The 17,384-nt window shown below is 71.1% G+C and carries 15 protein-coding genes and 2 tRNA genes; 9 read left to right on the forward strand and 8 right to left on the reverse strand.

What is annotated here, in order from left to right; translation table 11 throughout:
- The first annotated feature begins 168 nt into the window (after positions 1-168).
- The 4 genes from ADL29_RS09740 to ADL29_RS09755 all read left to right on the forward strand — a co-directional run bounded on the left by ADL29_RS09740 (position 169) and on the right by ADL29_RS09755 (position 4,724).
- Complete coding sequence (locus ADL29_RS09740; RefSeq protein WP_053923279.1) at positions 169-1,701, forward strand: alkaline phosphatase family protein; 1,533 nt, start codon at positions 169-171, stop codon at positions 1,699-1,701.
- A gap of 132 nt (positions 1,702-1,833) precedes the next feature.
- The gene (locus tag ADL29_RS09745; protein WP_046927882.1) at positions 1,834-2,613 is read left to right on the forward strand and encodes an HAD-IIA family hydrolase; all 780 of its coding nucleotides are present in this window, start codon (positions 1,834-1,836) and stop codon (positions 2,611-2,613) included.
- Positions 2,614-2,736: 123 nt separating this feature from the next.
- Positions 2,737-3,123, forward strand: a complete 387-nt coding sequence (locus ADL29_RS09750) for a hypothetical protein (RefSeq protein ID WP_053923280.1) — start codon at positions 2,737-2,739, stop codon at positions 3,121-3,123.
- Between the two features lie 173 nt (positions 3,124-3,296).
- A complete protein-coding gene (locus ADL29_RS09755; protein WP_157878435.1) occupies positions 3,297-4,724 on the forward strand; it encodes a hypothetical protein in 1,428 nt (475 codons plus the stop codon).
- Between the two features lie 56 nt (positions 4,725-4,780).
- Here ADL29_RS09755 and ADL29_RS09760 read toward each other — a convergent pair.
- A tRNA-Lys gene (locus ADL29_RS09760) sits at positions 4,781-4,854 on the reverse strand.
- Between the two features lie 751 nt (positions 4,855-5,605).
- Here ADL29_RS09760 and ADL29_RS09765 point away from each other — a divergent pair.
- The 4 genes from ADL29_RS09765 (at position 5,606) to ADL29_RS09780 (ending at position 10,291) form a co-directional block, all read left to right on the forward strand.
- Positions 5,606-6,025, forward strand: coding sequence for an SsgA family sporulation/cell division regulator (locus ADL29_RS09765; RefSeq protein WP_046927885.1), 420 nt, complete (start codon positions 5,606-5,608; stop codon positions 6,023-6,025).
- Complete coding sequence (locus ADL29_RS09770; RefSeq protein WP_245689264.1) at positions 6,025-7,257, forward strand: hypothetical protein; 1,233 nt, start codon at positions 6,025-6,027, stop codon at positions 7,255-7,257. Before ADL29_RS09765 ends, ADL29_RS09770 begins: the two co-directional genes overlap by 1 nt.
- A gap of 333 nt (positions 7,258-7,590) precedes the next feature.
- Positions 7,591-8,184 (forward strand): lytic polysaccharide monooxygenase auxiliary activity family 9 protein, encoded by a 594-nt coding sequence (locus ADL29_RS09775; protein ID WP_046927886.1) that lies wholly within the window; start codon positions 7,591-7,593, stop codon positions 8,182-8,184.
- Between the two features lie 334 nt (positions 8,185-8,518).
- Positions 8,519-10,291 (forward strand): AMP-binding protein, encoded by a 1,773-nt coding sequence (locus ADL29_RS09780; protein WP_053923282.1) that lies wholly within the window; start codon positions 8,519-8,521, stop codon positions 10,289-10,291.
- 64 nt (positions 10,292-10,355) lie between these two features.
- On the opposite strand, the gene ADL29_RS09785 is transcribed toward ADL29_RS09780, so the two are convergent.
- From ADL29_RS09785 to ehuB, 6 genes are all read right to left on the reverse strand, one after another.
- Positions 10,356-10,429, reverse strand: a tRNA-Lys gene (locus ADL29_RS09785).
- 123 nt (positions 10,430-10,552) lie between these two features.
- Entirely contained in the window at positions 10,553-11,311 is a 759-nt protein-coding gene (locus tag ADL29_RS09790; RefSeq protein WP_053923283.1) for an IclR family transcriptional regulator, read from the reverse strand.
- Between the two features lie 559 nt (positions 11,312-11,870).
- Positions 11,871-12,626 carry an ectoine/hydroxyectoine ABC transporter ATP-binding protein EhuA gene (ehuA, locus tag ADL29_RS09795; RefSeq protein ID WP_046931195.1) on the reverse strand — a complete coding sequence of 252 codons (756 nt, stop codon included), beginning with the start codon at positions 12,624-12,626 and terminating at the stop codon, positions 11,871-11,873.
- Positions 12,627-12,726: 100 nt separating this feature from the next.
- Positions 12,727-13,377 carry an ectoine/hydroxyectoine ABC transporter permease subunit EhuD gene (gene ehuD / locus ADL29_RS09800; RefSeq protein ID WP_046927889.1) on the reverse strand — a complete coding sequence of 217 codons (651 nt, stop codon included), beginning with the start codon at positions 13,375-13,377 and terminating at the stop codon, positions 12,727-12,729.
- On the reverse strand, positions 13,377-14,156 hold the full coding sequence (ehuC, locus tag ADL29_RS09805; RefSeq protein WP_046931196.1) for an ectoine/hydroxyectoine ABC transporter permease subunit EhuC: 780 nt from the start codon (positions 14,154-14,156) through the stop codon (positions 13,377-13,379). Before ehuC ends, ehuD begins: the two co-directional genes overlap by 1 nt.
- The gene (gene ehuB, locus ADL29_RS09810; protein WP_053923284.1) at positions 14,153-15,085 is read right to left on the reverse strand and encodes an ectoine/hydroxyectoine ABC transporter substrate-binding protein EhuB; all 933 of its coding nucleotides are present in this window, start codon (positions 15,083-15,085) and stop codon (positions 14,153-14,155) included. The genes ehuC and ehuB overlap by 4 nt, the downstream gene beginning before the upstream one ends.
- 140 nt (positions 15,086-15,225) lie before the next feature.
- Here ehuB and ADL29_RS09815 point away from each other — a divergent pair, with 140 nt between their 5' ends.
- Positions 15,226-15,726, forward strand: coding sequence for a DUF3830 family protein (locus ADL29_RS09815; RefSeq protein WP_053923360.1), 501 nt, complete (start codon positions 15,226-15,228; stop codon positions 15,724-15,726).
- 199 nt (positions 15,727-15,925) lie between these two features.
- Here ADL29_RS09815 and ADL29_RS09820 read toward each other — a convergent pair whose 3' ends face one another.
- Positions 15,926-17,383, reverse strand: coding sequence for an amidase (locus ADL29_RS09820; RefSeq protein ID WP_053923285.1), 1,458 nt, complete (start codon positions 17,381-17,383; stop codon positions 15,926-15,928).
- Position 17,384: the final 1 nt, after the last annotated feature.

Here is a 17,384-nt window from a genome sequence, read left to right on the forward strand (position 1 = left end):
GAAAACGTAACGGGTCTGGTCCACGCCTCGGGCTCGCATCCACCATGAGGTCCGCACCAGCCCGTACCAACTCCCCTGCTTCGCCAGGGAGTTGGCGTATGCGCGACATGCGCAACTTGCGCGCCCACGCGAGTGCGCCGCCCACTCTCCACACCTCGGAGGATCCCCATGTCGTCAGCGATATCCCGCCGGGCCTGGCTCACCGGTGCGACCGGCGGGCTGGCCCTCGCCGCCCTCGCCACCGGCCCCTTCGCCGGCCTCTCCCGGGCCGCCGCCCGCGGCTCGGCCACCCCCAAGGTCCTGGTCATCGGCCTGGACGGGGCCGGCCGCCTGGACCGCGTCAAGGACGCCGACACCCCCGCCCTCGACGGCCTGATGGCCGCCGGTATCACCGCTCCGACCAGCCTCTACGCGAACCCCATGGCCCGGACGGAATCCGCCCCCGGCTGGTCGACGATCATCACCGGCGTCTGGCCCGACAAACACGGCGTCAAGGACAACAGCTTCACCGGCGCCGACTACACCACCTACCCCGACTTCCTCACCCGCATCGAACGCGCCCGCCCGGCCCTGCGTACCTACGCCATCGCCTCCTGGGCGCCCATCCCCGACCGGATCTTCTCCGCCGAGGTCGACACCCGCGTCGCCACCCCGGGCGCGGAGTACGACAAGGGCACCACCGCCCGCGCCGTCGCCCAGCTCAGGGACGGCAACCCCGACGCGGTCTTCGTCCAGCTCGACAACGTCGACCACGCGGGCCACTCCTCGGGCGCGGCGAGCCAGGCGTATCTGGACGCCCTCCACGAGGCCGACGCCCAGATCGGCGAGCTGCTCGCGGCCCTGGAGTCCCGCCCCGCCCACGCCGGGGAGAGCTGGCTCGTCCTCGTCACCGCCGACCACGGCCACACCGACTCCGGCGGCCACGGCGGCTCCACCTGGGCCGAGCGCCAGACCTTTGTGATCGCCGCCGGTGCCGGCCTTCCCGCCGGCACCCTCCGCCACGACGTCAGAATCGTCGACATCGCCGCCACCGCCCTCCACCACCTGGGCATCCCCGCCGACCCCGCCTGGAAGCTGGACGGCCGCCCCCTCCACGAATCCTTCGCCGACGACTTCGATGCCCTGCGCCCCGAACTGGGCAAGGCCGTCGACGAAACGGGCGTGGACGGCTCCGTACGGGGCTTCACCCACACTCCACCCGCCGGCTGGTCGGTCGACAACCGCACCATGGGCGGCGGAGGCGTCACCGAGTGGCGCGGCTGGTCCTTCACCACCGACGAGTTCTGGACCAAGGCCGCCCCTGACCAGCAGCGCGAGTCCAACGTCCGCGCCCGCGGCGTCTTCGCGGTCGCCGACGGCGACGAATGGTCCGACAGACCCGTCACCGGAACCTTCGACTCCACCCTCATCACCCCGGCCTGGCCGCTCACCGGCGCCACCCCGGCCGCCCTCACCTACACCACTCACTACCTCCAGGAGGGCAGCCAGAAGGCCGAGGTCCTGGTCTCCTACGACGGCGGCCCCGCGGTCTCCCTCAAGACGTACACCGCAGACGCCGTGGCCCGGTCCGAGACGCTGGAGCTCGGGATTCCGGCCGGGGCCCGGACCGTCCAATTCCGGTTCCGCTACACCGGGGGCAACAACTGGTACTGGGCGCTCGACGGGGTCCGGCTCGGCACGGCCGCCCCGGATTCCCCGTGATCTGCGGGGGCATGGTTCCGGCCCCCTGACTTAGGGTGGGCACGTCGTCCGCGTGTACGAGCCGTGGGTCACCGGGTGGCCCACGGCGGGCGGCCGGCGCAACGGGTCTACACGTACGGCAGGAGTCCGGCAGTGGCAGAGCGCAAGCCGATCGAGTCATGGCTCACCGATATGGACGGCGTGCTGATGCACGAGGGCGTGCCGGTTCCCGGGGCCTCCGAATTCATCAAGCGGCTGCGCGACTCGGGCAAGCCCTTTCTCGTGCTGACCAACAACTCCATCTACACCCCGCGTGATCTGCACGCCCGGCTGAGCCGGATCGGGCTGGACGTGCCCTGGGAGTCGATCTGGACGTCCGCGCTGGCCACCGCGAAGTTCCTGGACGAGCAGCGGCCCGGCGGCACCGCCCACGTCATCGGGGAGGCGGGTCTGACCACCGCCCTGCACGACATCGGCTACGTCCTGACCGATCACGCCCCGGACTACGTCGTCCTCGGCGAGACCCGCACGTACAGCTTCGAGGCGCTGACCAAGGCGATCCGGCTGATCAACGACGGCGCCCGGTTCATCGCCACCAACCCCGACGAGACCGGCCCCTCCCCCCAGGGGCCGCTGCCCGCCACCGGCTCGGTGGCCGCCCTGATCACCAAGGCGACGGGCGTCGAGCCGTACTTCGTCGGCAAGCCCAACCCGCTGATGATGCGCCACGGACTGAACGTCATCGGTGCCCACTCCGAGACCTCCGCCATGATCGGCGACCGGATGGACACCGATGTGCTGGCCGGTCTGGAGGCGGGCATGGAGACGTTCCTGGTGCTGACCGGTCTGACCCGGCCCGAGGAGGTCGACCGGCACCCGTTCCGGCCCTCCCGCGTCGTCGACTCCATCGCGGACCTGATCGACCTGGTCTGAGCCGCCCCGGCCTGCCCGCCCGGCGGGACGCCCCGGACACTCACTTGAACGGTGCAGTGCCGGGCCGTCCCGGATGCGGACCGCCTCGCAGGGGCGGACCTTCGGAGTATTCGGAGGTGCACCATGGGCTCACCGCAACTGACCTTCTGTGCCGCCGTCGCGGCATGTGTGGTGACGACGGCGCCCGCGTACGCCGGGGCCGAGAACGGCACCAGGACCGGCACGGTCTCCGTCACCCCCGCCACCGCGACGGCCCGGGGCACCCGGACCGCCGTCCCTCATTCCCCCGATTCCGTACGGGCCGGCCGCGCCGCCACCGCCCCCGGCCGCCCGGCACACCGGTCACCGTTCTCCGAACAGGCCGCCGCCAACGGCGAGCTGAGCAGCACGTCGGCCGTCGGCCTCGTCCTGGCCGGGGGCGCGCTCCTGGTTGTCGCGGGGCAGTTGCTGCGGCTGCGGCTGCGGCTCCGGCGCGAACGGGACGGCGGGGGCAGCGGGGACGAGAGCTGAGGAGAGGGGTACGAGAGCTGAGGAGGCTGCACCGCCGTCCCCGACCGGTAAAGCTATGGCCTGGCGTTGGTAAAGTCCGCCTCCGGCCGGCAGCACTGGACATCGCGGGGCCCGGCGGACCGGCGCGGGGACGCCCGGATCCCTCGCCGGGCCGACGGAAACGGGGGGGCGTCGTGGCGGACGGCATACACAGGGACAACGCTGAAGCGGAGGCCCTGCCGCGGTCCTCCCCACCCGGCCCGGGGCACCCCGGCGCCGTATGGCTCGGCCGGTGCGCCGTCGCGCTAGGTCCGCCCGCTCTCCTCGTGCTCACCGCCGGCTGGCTCTTCCTCGGTGTGGGAACGCTGCGCACCGCCGTCGTATGGGCCGCCCTCGCGGCGCTTGCCGCCTGCCTGCTGGCCCTCACCGGTCATGCCCTGGCCACCGGCCGGGTGACACCGCAGCGCGCGTACGAGCTGGCGCTGGACGCGGCCCGCACCTCCACGGCCGGCCCCGGCGCACCGGTGCCCGCGAAGCTCGCCGCCTCCTGGTGGACCTCCGCGCGGTTCGTCGCCGTGGGCATCGCCGTCCCCACGGCCGTCATTCTGCTCTGGGCCCTGGCGGCCGCCGAACCGGACCGCAGCCCCACCGCGGGCCGCATCGCCGCCGCCGGCTATGTGATCAAGGAGCTGCCGGTTGTCGCGGTCGGCAACGTGGAGCGCGCGGGCAGCAGCCCCCGGGCCGACTCCGAGGCCGACTACACCGTCCGGCTGCCCGCACCCGACGGCGGCAAGGGCGTGCCCGCGACCTTCCGGGCGGAGGTCGACAACGGCGTCGGCGAGGCGGGGGAGACCTTCCTGGTCGGTTACGCGCCCGAGCGGCCCGGACTGGGCGCGGTGGGCGCCACGGCCCGGTCGACCGTCGAGGCCCAGCTGGCCGGCCGTACCCAGCCGGGCGGTGCCGGCTTCTTCGTCGCCTTCTGGGCCTTCTTCGGCCTGGCGGGGCTCCTTCTGGGAACGGGCCTCGGAGCCCAGCACCGGAGGCGGCGCGTCGACGCCGGCTGGCTCGCCCTGCGCGCCACCGTGACCGGCACGGCCGAGTACGTCGAACCCCGCACCCGCACCGCGAAGGGGGAGGAGCAGAAGCCGGACCGCTACGACTGCCTGACCCTGCGCACCGAGGCGGGCGACGTCCCCCTCAGGCTGATCGCCTCGCACGCACTGGCGTCCCCGCTGCTCGTCGGCGTGGATGGCTGGCTGCTGTGGCGCCCGGCCGCGTCCAAGGAAGCGGCCGCCGAGCCCAAGGGACAGTGCGCGGCCGACTTCGTCGCGGACGACGGCTGGCAGCTCCCGGGCCGCGTCCCCTGCGCCGAGGCCGTACGGGTCGCCGTCCTGCCCCGCGGCCCGGTCCCCGTCGATGCCGGTCGCAGGGTCCGTCTGCTGGACTTCGGCAGCCTCTGGCCGCGCATCGTGCCGCGGCGGACACTCCTCGGCCTGACCCTGTCGGCAGCCGCGACGGGCGCGCTGCTGCTCCCGGCCGACGGCGGCTGGCGCGTCTGGACGGCCGTCGCGGCCGCGCTCGTCCCGCTCGCCACCGCCGTGACCGGCGGGCGCGAGGCCTGAGGCCTGAGGCCCCAATGACTGAGGCCCCTCGCATGGCGAGGGGCCTCAGTCTTACGTGCGCCGCCAGGGACTCGAACCCCGGACCCGCTGATTAAGAGTCAGCTGCTCTAACCAACTGAGCTAGCGGCGCGCGCTGACCTGAAGAACTTTACACGAACTTCGGGGGTGCTCCGTACCCACGTCCGAACCACCCACACGCACAGCGTGTGTGACCTGCGACACGCGCGCGGTCGCGCCCTCGGTTCGCCCGGCCGAAAGTCCCGTGATGTCGGGACCTTCGGCCAACGCCACGTCCGAAGGGGCCTGTGAAGATCGAGTCCGTCGCCGTAGATCGCCGCTTGCCCGTCAACGTGCGCTCTCCACCGCCGGTTGAGAGGCTGAGGCCGTCGCCGCGGCAAGCGGTCCCCGAAGCCGAGGTGACAGCTGTACGGGAAGCCTCGACGAGCCCGGAGGGAACTGGCATGGCAGCGCCGGGAAGTGTCACAGGCAGCCGCCGGAGCGGCTACCGGGACGGTCGCGGACGGCGGCCCCCGGAAGCCTGCGCCACGCCCACTTCCGGCGCAATCACCGGGCCCGAATTCGCCGGCGCTCGGCTCACCGGCCCGCGGCCCCCTGGCCCCGGACCGCTGGTTTCCCCTCCCGCCGCGGCCGGGCCGATCTCCCCCGGGCGCGCGTACGACGGTCCCGACGACGGCGCGACCTCGTCGGGCCCGCCCCCGTGCCCCGGCCATCCGGGGACTCCAGGGATGCCGTCCCCGGATGGCGTCCGTCACTCCTCCTCCACCTCTAGCAACCCCACCGCGCGCGTCAACGTCTGCTAGGACGCGCGCCCCGGAAACGGGTCTCCCGGGACTCGCCCCTCCTCGGAAAGGTTGATCGTCGTGGTGTCGACAGCCAAGCGCACCCTTGAGATGCAGCTCCTCATAGGACCGCACGACGCGGTCCCGGTGGCCGGCCGGTTCAGCTACCGCAGCGACCGCCCGTATGAGGTCGAGGTCGACTTCATAACTCGCGGCCGGTCGGTCGCCACCTGGCTGTTCGCCCGCGATCTGCTGCTGGGCGGCCTGCGCGACGAGACCGGAGAAGGAGATGTACGGGTGTGGCCGTTCCGCGAACCGGGCGGGCAGCGCCGCATCCACATCGAACTGTCCACCGACGACAGCGTCTGCGAGCTGTCGGCACGGGCAACGGAGCTGACCGCATGGCTCGAGCAGACCGCGGCCATCGTTCCGCCCGGCCGGGAGGACGAATACCTCGACATAGACACCCACCTGGCCCGGCTCCTCGCGGGAAAGCACTGATGACGACCACCATGACGACGACAGACCCCGGCCTCGCGATGCCGGCCGGCCCCGACACGACGACCGCGACCGGTCCTCGCCTCGGCATACCGCCCACGCAGCGAACCCCCCTGCGACGCCCCGCGGACGACGTCACCGACGCCGACGCGGACACCACCTCCTCTCCTTCCTCGCCACCGTGCGGATCCTCGCCGCACGACGCCCGTGCACACGGCTTCCTTCCCGAACGTCCCCCGGTCCGTTCCATGATCGGAACCTGGACCCGGCTGGACGCCCTGGCCCGCGCCGCGGCCCTCGCCCCCGGCCGCGAGGCCGCCATCGCCATCGTGGAACGCGCCCACCACGCCGAAGAGTTGAGCGCTCTGCGGCAACGCGTCTCCCGCCTTTCGCCGCGCAACGCGGAGGCCGCGGCGATGCGCGTTGCCGTGATCGCGGTCTCCTGCGGCTGGAACGGCCTCGACCCGCAGGCCCCGGCCGCCCGCCGGATCGCCGACGAGGCGTTCCTCGACCTGTGGGCGGCGGTCGCCCATCGCATCGACCACGACCAGTTCGTCGCGCTGCCCACCCTCGCGCTCCGCAACTGGGCCCCCGAACGCAAACCGCGCAAGCACATCCCCATCGACCAACTGGCCCGCACGGAACCGCTCGTACCGATCGTCCGCTGGGCACCGGAGGGACAGCCGCTCAGCCGCCTGGACCGCTTGATGCTGGCTGCGACCCGCCTGGAGGCCCACGGCATCTGGCTCTTCCGGCTCGCCGAAACCCTCGCCGGCCGGGCCCCCGACGACTCCTCCACTCCGACGGCCCTGCGCCGCCTGGTCCGCGTCCAGCACGCCCTGCGCGCCCAGCTCCGCTCCGAGGCCGCGGAGCTGGCAGCCGCCCCCACGACCCCGCAACAGCGCGCGGTCCTCGCCGCCCTCGCCGAACAGGGCGCCCTGGAGCCGCCCGTCCTCCAAGCCGCCGACGCGGTACTGGGCGTCGGCGGCCGCCGACCGGGCGACGGCAGGCGTCAGCATCTGCGCCGCCACCTCCCGGCACCCCATCGCGCCTGGCTGAGCGCGATGGACCGCCACTGCGCCCCGGTCCGCACCCTCGCCCACCGGGGCGGCCCCGACGCCGCCACCTACCGCGAGGCCCAGGAATCCCTCATAGCCCTCCGCCGCACCTACAGCTCTCTCGTCCACACCGCCGCCCACCCGGCACCAGCCACTTCCGTCCCTGCTGCGGCATAGCGCCACTCGGCTGCCAGCGGGGCCGTAGGTCCCGGAGGGGAGCGGGGCGGGGAGCGGGAGGCGCGGAGCGATGGGGCAGGGGGCAAGGGCTAAGAGCCCAAGGACCAAGGGCAAGGGTCGCTGAACGCTCCCGGTAAACGTGGTGCCCTCCTCCAGGGCCGCCGACGCCCAAGGCGAGATCGGCCGACGCCAAAGGCACAGATCAGCCGTCTCTCATCGCCCTTGCTTGTCATTGGTATGGACATGCTCAACTCCCCTCATTAATCTGCCGTTTGGTCTAGACCGCACATCACGAGCTCATGGAACTCCCCCCACGTTCTTCAGGAGCGAAGCATGCGCAAAAGGATCAGTGCTGCCGTGATCGGCCTCGGCGTCGTCGGTGTCTCCCTTCTCTCGACGGGCAGCGCCTCCAGTCACGGCTACAGCGACGCCCCTCCCAGCCGGCAGGCACTCTGCGCCAACGGGACGGTCAAGGACTGCGGTGCGATTCAGTACGAACCGCAGAGCGTTGAGGCCCCCAAGGGCTTCCCGGCCGGCGGGCCCGCCGACGGGAAGATCTGCTCCGGCGGGCACGACAACTTCGCCGAACTCGACGACCCCCGCGGCGGCAAGTGGCCCGGCACCAAGCTCACCCCGGGCCAGGGCTACACCTTCACCTGGCGCCTGACCGCACGTCACTCCACCGCGGACTTCGAGTACTTCATCACCAAGGACAGCTACGACCCCACCAAGCCGCTCACCCGCGCCGACCTCGAACCCGAGCCGTTCATGACCGTGCCGATGGGCGGCGCACGGCCGGGGGAGACGGTGCAGCATCAGGGCACCGTGCCCACCCAGAAGTCGGGGCGCCACATCATCCTGGGCGTATGGAACATCGCCGACACGGGCAACGCGTTCTACGCCTGCTCGGACGTCGATCTCTCCTGACATCGCCCGTCGGGGCCTCCCTGCCTTCCCCCGGGGAGGCCCCCCGATGCGCCGCCAGACCCGTTCCCGCCGCCCGTACCGCCGTCATTGCATCCCCCGTTCCTGCGCACGCTCTGGTGCACTCCCGTGTCTTCGCTCGAACGTGAACAACGGTACGACCGGCCCGATTTCGGGGCGTCAACCCGTGGGTTGGACATCGTGAGGCCTGCCTGTGGACCCACGGTTTGATGCGGCGTGACGGTGTCTCGAAAGGTGACTCGAGAGGCGAATCGGGTGATACGAGGTGCCGCCGCACGGTCCACATCTGACGCTATGTCAATTACGCTCCGGCGCCATGGCAGCCACCACCATCACCACCAGCCGCAACGCCCCAAGCGCCGGCGGCCCCACGACCATCGCGGAGCTGATACGGGCGCAGTGGGGCGATCACCGGGCCGGCGTGAAGTCCGGCGAGGGCACGCTCACCCGCCATGAGACGGCTGCCGGGGCGGCCGCACGGGCGGCGCTGTTCGGGGATCTGCTGCCGCGAGGGGCGGAGCCGCACATCGGGGTGCTGCTCGACAACGTTCCCGAGTACCCGCTGTGGCTCGGCGCGGCGGCGCTCGCCGGGGCCGCCGTGGCCGGTATCAACCCCACCCGCCGCGGCCCCGAGCTCGCCCGCGACATCGCCCACACCGACTGCGCCGTGCTGATCACCGAACGCGCCCACCTGCCCCTGCTGGCCGGTCTGAGCCTCACCGTCCCGCCCGAGCGCGTCCTGGTCGTGGACGACCCGGCCTACCGCGCGCTGGTCGAGCCGTACGAGGGCACCCGTCCCGACGAGATCACCACCACACCCACCCCCGCCTCCCGGATGCTGCTCTACTTCACCTCCGGCTCCACCGGCGCACCCAAAGCAGCCATCTGCACACAGGGGCGGCTGGCTGCCGCCGGGCACTCGCTGGTCGGGTATCTCGGGGTGCGGCGGGACGACGTCCACTACCTGTGTATGCCGATGTTCCACGGGAACGCGGTGATCGCCGGCTGGGCCCCGGCGCTGGCCGGCGGCGCGGCCGTCGCCCTGCGCCGCCGGTTTTCGGCCTCCGCCTTCCTCCCCGATGTCCGCCGCTACGGCGCCACGTACTTCACCTATGTCGGCCGAGCCGTCCAGTACCTGCTCGCCACCCCGGCCGCGCCCGACGACCGCGACAACCCGCTCCGCACCGGATTCGGCACCGAGGCGGGGGCCGTCGATGCCGCCCGCTTCGCGGACCGGTTCGGGGTGCGCCTGATAGAGGGCTACGGCTCCTCCGAGGGCGGCGCCGCACTCCAGCGCTCGCCGGACACCCCGCCCTGTGCCATCGGACGGCCCGCGCCCGACGACGATCTCGCCGTCGTCGACCCGGACACCGGCGCCGAGCTGCCGCGCGCCCGCCTCGACGCCGACGGCCGGCTGCTGAACGGGGACCAGGCCATAGGCGAGCTGGTCAACCGGGGCCGCAGCTCCTTCGAGGGCTACTGGCGCAACCCCGAGGCCACCGCCGCCCGCACCCGCGGCCGCCTGGAGGGCCGGGTCGGTGCCGGCTGGTACTGGACCGGCGATCTCTTCTTCCGGGACACCAAGGGGTTCTTCCACTTCGCGGGCCGTACGGACGACCGGCTGCGGGTCGACAGCGAGAATCTCGCCACCGCGATGATCGAGAACATCCTCGCCCGCTACGCCCCGGCCACCGGTGCGGCCGTGTACGCCGTGCCCGACCCCGTCGCCGGGGACCAGGTGATGGCGACCCTTGCGCTGCGGGACGGCGCGGTATTCGACCCCGAGGATTTCGTGGCCTTTCTCGCCGCCCAGCCCGATCTCGGTACGAAGATGGCGCCCCGCTTCGTACGGACCGTGGCCGAGCTCCCGGTGACGGCCACCGGCAAGGTGCACCGTGTCGCCCTCCGCCGGGCCGGATTCCGCTGCTTTGAACCGGTCTGGTGGACGCCGATGGGGCTCGGCCGCCCGGGGGCCGCCGGACCGGCCGCGTCCGCCGGGAGCTCGTACCGCCGCTTCACCGGGGAGGACCGTGCCGCGCTGCTGGCCGGCTATCGCGCACACGATCGCGCCCACCTCCTGGAGAGGTGAGGGCCGGCGCGGGGGAACGCCGAAGTGGGCGTCCCCGGAGAACCGAGAACGCCCACTTCACAGGTGCGCCGCCAGGGACTCGAACCCCGGACCCGCTGATTAAGAGTCAGCTGCTCTAACCAACTGAGCTAGCGGCGCGCGCTGACGAAAGAAATACTACCTGGTCCGAAGGGGTGCTTCTGACCACGCCCGGACGAGCCGCCCCCAGGCCACCGAAGGGCCACGGGAGATGCCGGGAACCCCGGCCGCCCGCCTCCCCGCTCAGATCGCCAGCGACAGCAGTACCGGAGCGGCCCTGCGGTTGAGGGCGTCGGCGGCCTGGCGCAGGCGGTGTGCGTGCTCCAGGGGCATGGACAGGGCGAGGCAGCCGACCGTCGAACCGGCGGTGATCGGCACGGCCGCGCAGACCGTACCGACGGCGTACTCCTGGAGGTCGAGCACCGGGACCGTCGGCGGCTGGCTGTCGAGCTTGTGGAAGAGGACCTTCTCGTTGGTGATCGTCCGGGAGGTGAGCCGGGCGGTCTTGTGGCGCGAGATGTGGTCTTTCCGGCCATCGTGGTCGAGCTGGGCGAGCAGACACTTGCCCACCGCGCTGGCGTGGGCGGTACGACGGAATTCGGCCCATTCGTTGACCTTCGGGGCCAGCGGTCCGTCGGCGTAGTGCAGGATCTTGACCTCGCCGTCGATGTACCGGCTGATGTAGACCGCCGCTCCCACCGAATCGCGCAGCTCGTCGAGGGTGACCTGCAGCTTGTCCCGCAGGGCGTGGTCCCGGTCGGCGCCGGAGCCCAGCAGGAGCAGCGATTCGCCGACGACATAGGCGCCGTCCGAGACCTGTTCCACATAGCCCTCGTGGCGCAGCATCGACAGCATGTGGGCGAGGTGGCCCGTGGGCAGTCCGGTTTCGCGTGCGATCTGTACGTCGGTCACGCCGCCGGCGTGCCTGGAGATCGTTTCGAGCACGCGAAGGGCGCACTGCACCGAATGGAACGGCGCGGTCGGCTCGGGCTTCAGCGCCACGGTGTCCCCCTAGCAGGTTGTTACCGCTTGCGTCGTCAAACCTCGTCGGCGGTCACGGCAGCGCAGTGCGCAGACCGTGCCCGGCAACGGGGCTTGTATCACGATAGCGGTCAACGGCCTTCGATGGAGGGGGTCTTGACCGAAAGACGATGCCGTTCACGCGTCTGTGCAGGGGATAGTTTCCTTGGCATATGCCAGCGGCATGGTACGGGTTTGACGGTGCGCCGGGGTGATGTCCCACGACGTGCCGGAGCCCGGCCCTTCGGCGGGGGCCGGGCTCCGTTGTACGCGGCACGGGGGCGCATGTGAAGGCGCGTGGGCGTGCGCGGGGGGCGCATCGGTGGCACTGGCGGGGGCCGCGGTCACATCAGTCGCACGAGTCCCCGTGGTCGCAGGGATCCCATCCGGCCGGACGTCCCTCCAGGGAAAGGGCCAGGCAGGCCATGCACCGGACCGCGTGCTCACCGGACCGCGTGCCCACCGGACCGAGTGCTCACCGGACCGAGTGCTCACCGAACCGGGCGCCCGCCGCCCCGACCGCCCTCCAGGACGCCGCCCGCTACAGCACCGCGCTGAGGAACTCCCGCGTCCGCTCGTGCTCGGGGTCCGTGAAGATCTGCTCCGGGGGGCCGAACTCGATGACCCGGCCGGCGTCGAACATCATCACGCAGTCGGAGATGTCCCGGGCGAAATTCATCTCGTGCGTCACACAGAGCATCGTGATGTCCGTGGTGTGTGCGATGTCCCGCAGGACGTCCAGCACACCGGCCACCAGCTCCGGGTCGAGCGCGGAGGTCACCTCGTCCAGCAGCAGCACCTGCGGCCGCATCGCCAGCGCCCGCGCGATGGCGACCCGCTGCTGCTGGCCGCCGGAGAGCTGGGTGGGGTACTTGTCGAGGTGCGCACTCAGGCCCACCAGGTCCAGCAGCTCGCGGGCCCTCTCCTCCGCGGCGTCCTTGTCCAGCCCCAGGACGTGCACCGGCGCCTCGGTGATGTTCCGCAGCACCTTCATATTCGGAAACAGGTTGAACTGCTGGAACACCATGCCGATGTTCTTGCGGATCTGACGGCTGTGCTTGTCGCTCGCCGGGACGAGCTTGTCGCCCTTCTTTTCGTGGGTGAGGTATTCGCCGTTGAGCATGATGGTGCCCTCGTCGGGCTTCAGCAGCGTCATCATCAGGCGCAGGATCGTGGTCTTGCCGGAGCCGGACGGGCCGATCAGGGTGACGTGCTTGCCGGAGTAGACCTTCATGTCCAGCGCGTCGAGGACGGTGTGCGAGCCGAAGCGCTTGGTGACCTTGTCGAAGCGGATCAGTTCGCTGCCGTCGACCGCGGGGTTGGTGCTCTCGCCCGAGCCGGACCCGGATGCAACCTCCTGCCCGTTCGCGGTGTTCTTGGGAGTGTTGGGAGTGCTGTCAGCGGACAAGGCGACGCTCCAGGGCTCGCAGGAGAAGAGAAGCGGGGTAGGCGATGAGGATGAAGGCGATACCGACGACGGTGTAGGGCTCGACGGTCTGGAAGGTCTCGGACGAGAACTGCCGTGCCTCGCCCAGCATTTCCAGCACACCGATGGCGAAGAGCATCGGCGAGTCCTTCAGCATCGCGATGACGTAGTTGCCCAGTGCCGGCACGACCCGGCGGATCGCCTGCGGCAGGATCACCGCGATCCAGGTGCGGCTGCGCGGAAGACTCAGCGCGGTCGCCGCCTCCCACTGCCCGGCCGGCACACCGTCGATGCCGGCGCGGTAGACCTCGGCGGTGTACGTCGAGTAATGCAGGCCCAGCCCGATCACACCGGTGACCATGGCGGTGAGCGTGATGCCCCACTCCGGCATGACGTAGTAGAGGAAGAACAGCTGTACCAGCAGCGGGGTGTTGCGTACGAACTCGGTGACCGCGGTCACCGGCCAGCGCACCACCTTGAGAGAGGAGCGCTGGGCAAGTGCCCATACGAGACCGAGCGCGAAGGCCATCAGCGAGCCGAGCGCCAGCACCTCGAGGGTGACCACGACACCCCGCCAGAACATCGGCATGAAGTCGCCGACCGCGGACCAGTCGAACGTCATCACACATCACCTTCCGCCGGGGCATCGACGGCCGGGCCGGCGGCCGTACGGGCCACCGGGCCGATCGGACGCGACTGCTTGCCGATGCTCAACTTCGTTGTCAGACCGGCCCGCTTCGGCGGGGCCTGGCCGATACCTGCCTTGGCGTGCCGCTCCACCACACGCATCCCCCGGGTCAGGACGAAGGCCAGTACGAAGTACATGACCAGGATGATCGTGTAGACGGGCGCGCTCTGGGTGGTCGCATTGCGCACCAGCTGCGCGCCGAAGGCGATGTCGGGGACACCCAGGATCGACACCAGTGCGGTGCCCTTGAGCAGCTCGATCAGCAGGTTGTTGAACGGCGGGATCATCTCCGGCCAGGCCTGCGGCAGGACGATCTTCCGCAGCTGCTGCGTGGGCGAGAAGCTGAGCGCGATGCCCGCCTCGCGCTGGCCGGGGGAGACCGCCGCGATGGCCCCGCGTACGACTTCGGAGCCGTACGCGCCGTAGGTCAGGCCCAGTGTCAGGACCGCGGCCCACATCGGGATCAGCTGCCAGCCGAAACCCATCGGCAGCACGAAGAACATCCAGAACATCAAGATCAGCGCGGAGGTGCCACGGAAGATCTCGAAATAGGCCCCGGACAGAAACCGGACGATCCGCAGGTGGTGGGTGCGTGCGATGCCGATCCCGAAGGCCACCACCACGCCGAGTGCCGCACTGTAGACGGTCAACTGGACGGTGATCCACACGCCGTTGAGGAGGAGTTCCCACAAACCCCAGCTGATATCGCTCATGGCCGGCACTTCTCCTTGGCAGTGATCTCCGTCATCTGCTCCTTCGTGAACCCGAAGGGCCGCATGATGTCCAGAAGTTCGCCGGACTTCTTCATCTTGTGCAGTTCACGGTTGAACGCATCGCGCAGATGCGTCTCCGGCGTGCGGAACGCGAAGCCGCCGACATCGATGACCGGCTTGCCCTTCACATACGGGGTGACCTCGCCGGTCGCCTCGGCCTTGGTGGTCTTCGACTGCCGGACCACATTGCGTACGGTCACGGCCGTACCGGCGAAGACGTCCACCCGGCCCTGCTCGACGGCGAGCAGGCCGGCCAGCTGGTCGGGCAGCGTGGTGATGTGCTTGACCCCGGCCTCCTCGGCGTAGCCGATTTCCGCATATCCCACACCGGTCGCCATTTTCGCCCCCTTCCGGGCGATGTCCTTGTAGGTGTGCAGACCCAGCGGATTGCCCTTGGGGACGATGAAGGCGTCCAGCATCTGGTATTCGGGATCGGCGAAGATGACCTTTTCGCAGCGCTCCGGATTGATGTACATCCCGGCCGCGACCACATCGAACTGCTGGGAATTCAGCCCGACGATCAGCGAGCCGAAATCGGTCGGAAAGGGCTCGACCTTGGGCACTCCGAGCCGTTTGAAGATCACCTTGGCGATGGTGGGTGCCGAGCCGGTCATCTTGCCGTCCTCGCCGATGTAGCCGTACGGCTGCTCGCCCGCCAGTCCCAGCGTCACCGAGCCCTTCGCGCGCAGCCGCTCCAGCAGATGCCCGCCGTCCTGGGCCTGGGCGGTCGACACGCGGCTGCAGGAGCTGGTCGCCCCTATCGCACCTGCTGCGCCGAGCGCCGCTACCCCCGCGAGCAGCGAGCGGCGACGGATGCCGCCCGTCGATGGTCGTTTGATATCTGAGGTGTTCCCCTGTGGTGGAGCCATGGGCGCGCGACTACCCGAAACCCTTGGAAGATATGCCGATCGTTTCCGGCCCTTGATATCGGCGGGGGCAATACCGGTGAGGGTGATACGAGCGGTGAGACTTGTTCCGTAAGCCGGTATTGCCCGCCTACGATCTGGACATGACCGATCGCTTCATCGAAGTCTCCCTGGACAAGCGCGGCGTCAGCTGTACGGCCAAGTTGCTCGACGACCGCGCTCCGATGACCTGTAACGCCGTCTGGGACGCGCTCCCGCTCGGCGGCGATGTCTACCACGCCAAATACGCCCGCAACGAGATCTATGCCCTCGTCCCGCCGTTCGCTCCTCAGGAGCCGCCGCTGGAGAACCCGACCATCACCCCGATCCCCGGCGATCTGTGCTACTTCACCTTCAGCGAGACCCAGTTGGCCACCGCGTCCTACGGCTATGAGCACGACGCCAAGCACCAGGGCCGCACCACCGTCGTCGACCTCGCCCTCTTCTACGAGCGCAACAACCTGCTGATCAACGGGGACGCGGGCTGGGTGCCGGGCATCGTGTGGGGCGCGGTCGTCGACGGCCTGGACCGGATGGCGGACGCCTGCCAGGACCTGTGGCGGGCCGGCGCCCTGGGGGAGACCCTCAACTTCCGCCGGGCCTAGGGGCGCCGGCGCTCGCATCCCCTAGGGGACGTTCGAACAGATCCCCTAGGGGATGCGAGCGCCCCTTGCAGGCCACAACGTGGCGGGCGGGGGCGGTGTTCCCGTGGCTGACCGCGTCGTCGGCGAGCGAGGCCGTGGCTGCCACGGTGAGCGGCGGGAAAGCTGTGCGGTGAGCGGCGGGAGGCCAGGCGCGGTCCGGCTAAGGGGCAGGGGGCGCCGGGATCTCCGCGGCGCCCGCTTCGTACAGGGCGTGCGCGGTGCGCAGTACCAGGGCGTCGGCGTGGCGCGGTCCCACCAGCTGTACGCCGATCGGCAGCCCGTCGCCGTCCAGCCCGCAGGGCAGGGTCGCGGCGGGCTGCTGTGTCATGTTGAAGGGGTAGGTGAACGGCGTCCAGCCCGTCCAGCGGGTGTGGCCGGACCCGGGGGGTACCTCGGTGCCCGCCGCGAAGGCCGTGATCGGCTCGGTCGGGGTCACCAGCAGGTCGTACGCGCTGTGGAAGCGGCCCATCGCCTGGCCGAGCGCCATCCGGGTGTCGACCGCCGCCAGATAGTCCAGCGCGCTGTACCGCGCGCCCTGCTCGCAGATCTCCCGGAGTCCCGGGTCGAGCAGCGCGCGCTGCGGCGCGTCCAGACGCTGTACGACCCGCGCCGCGCCGCTGAACCACAGCGTGTGGAAGGCCTCCACGGGGTCGGCGACGCCCGGGTCGATCTCCTCGACCACCGCCCCGAGTCCGGCGAGCGTCTCCGCGGTCCTGCGGACCGCCGCCGCGACCTCCGCGGCCACCGGCACATCCCAGCCCAGCGACGGACTGAACGCCACCCGCAGCTCGGCCACCGGCTCCTCCAGCGCCGCCCGGAAGGATCCGGCCGCCGGCTCCAGCTGCGACCAGTCCCGCCAGTCCGGCCGGCAGATCACGTCCAGCATGAGCGCCGCGTCCGCCGCGTCACGTGTCATCGGCCCGACGTGCGCCAGCGTCCCGAAGGGACTTGCCGGATAGTGCGGGACCCGCCCGTAGGTCGCCTTGACGGCGAAGATCCCGCAGAAGGAGGCCGGGATGCGGACCGATCCGCCGCCGTCCGTGCCCAGGCTCAGCGGGCCCGCGCCCAGCGCCACCGCCGCCGCGCTGCCGCCGCTGGAGCCGCCCGCGGTCCGCCCGGGGTCGTAGGGATTGCCCGTCACCCCGTGCCGTGGGCTGTCGGTGACACCCTTCCAGCCGAACTCCGGAGTGGTGGTCTTGCCCACGAACACCGCGCCCGACTCCCGCAGCCGGGCGACCGACGGCGCGTCCTCGTCCCAGGGGCCCTCCTCCCGTACCGTCCGCGAACCGCGCAGTGTCGGCGTGCCGCGGGTCAGCAGGATGTCCTTGACGGTGACCGGCACCCCGTCCACCGGACCCGCGGGCGTCCCCGACCGCCAGCGCTCCGCCGACTTCCCGGCCTCGGCCAGCGCCTCGTCCGCGGTGATCCGGGTGAAGCAGTTCGTCCGGGCCTGGGCCGCCTCGGCGCGTTCCAGGACGGCCCGGGTGACCTCGACGGGGGAGAACTCGCCGGCGGCGTACCCGGCGACGAGCCGTGTCGCGGTGAGGTCGGCGAGGTGGGCCGGGGGCGAGGCCGGAGCCGGGGTCGGAGCCGGGGTCGGGGTCGGTCCGTTTGTCATG

It is taken from the genome of Streptomyces chattanoogensis (assembly GCF_001294335.1).
Lineage (GTDB): Bacteria > Actinomycetota > Actinomycetes > Streptomycetales > Streptomycetaceae > Streptomyces > Streptomyces chattanoogensis.

Excerpts from the sequence above, each read along its gene's own strand:
- ADL29_RS09740 (WP_053923279.1), top strand. The coding sequence starts at position 169 with ATGTCGTCAGCGATATCCCGCCGGGCCTGGCTCACCGGTGCGACCGGC.
- ADL29_RS09750 (WP_053923280.1), top strand. The coding sequence starts at position 2,737 with ATGGGCTCACCGCAACTGACCTTCTGTGCCGCCGTCGCGGCATGTGTG.
- ADL29_RS09770 (WP_245689264.1), top strand. The coding sequence starts at position 6,025 with ATGACGACCACCATGACGACGACAGACCCCGGCCTCGCGATGCCGGCC.
- ADL29_RS09775 (WP_046927886.1), top strand. The coding sequence starts at position 7,591 with ATGCGCAAAAGGATCAGTGCTGCCGTGATCGGCCTCGGCGTCGTCGGT.
- ADL29_RS09780 (WP_053923282.1), top strand. The coding sequence starts at position 8,519 with ATGGCAGCCACCACCATCACCACCAGCCGCAACGCCCCAAGCGCCGGC.
- ehuD (WP_046927889.1), bottom strand. The coding sequence starts at position 13,377 with ATGACGTTCGACTGGTCCGCGGTCGGCGACTTCATGCCGATGTTCTGG.
- ehuC (WP_046931196.1), bottom strand. The coding sequence starts at position 14,156 with ATGAGCGATATCAGCTGGGGTTTGTGGGAACTCCTCCTCAACGGCGTG.
- ehuB (WP_053923284.1), bottom strand. The coding sequence starts at position 15,085 with ATGGCTCCACCACAGGGGAACACCTCAGATATCAAACGACCATCGACG.
- ADL29_RS09815 (WP_053923360.1), top strand. The coding sequence starts at position 15,226 with ATGACCGATCGCTTCATCGAAGTCTCCCTGGACAAGCGCGGCGTCAGC.
- ADL29_RS09820 (WP_053923285.1), bottom strand. The coding sequence starts at position 17,383 with ATGACAAACGGACCGACCCCGACCCCGGCTCCGACCCCGGCTCCGGCC.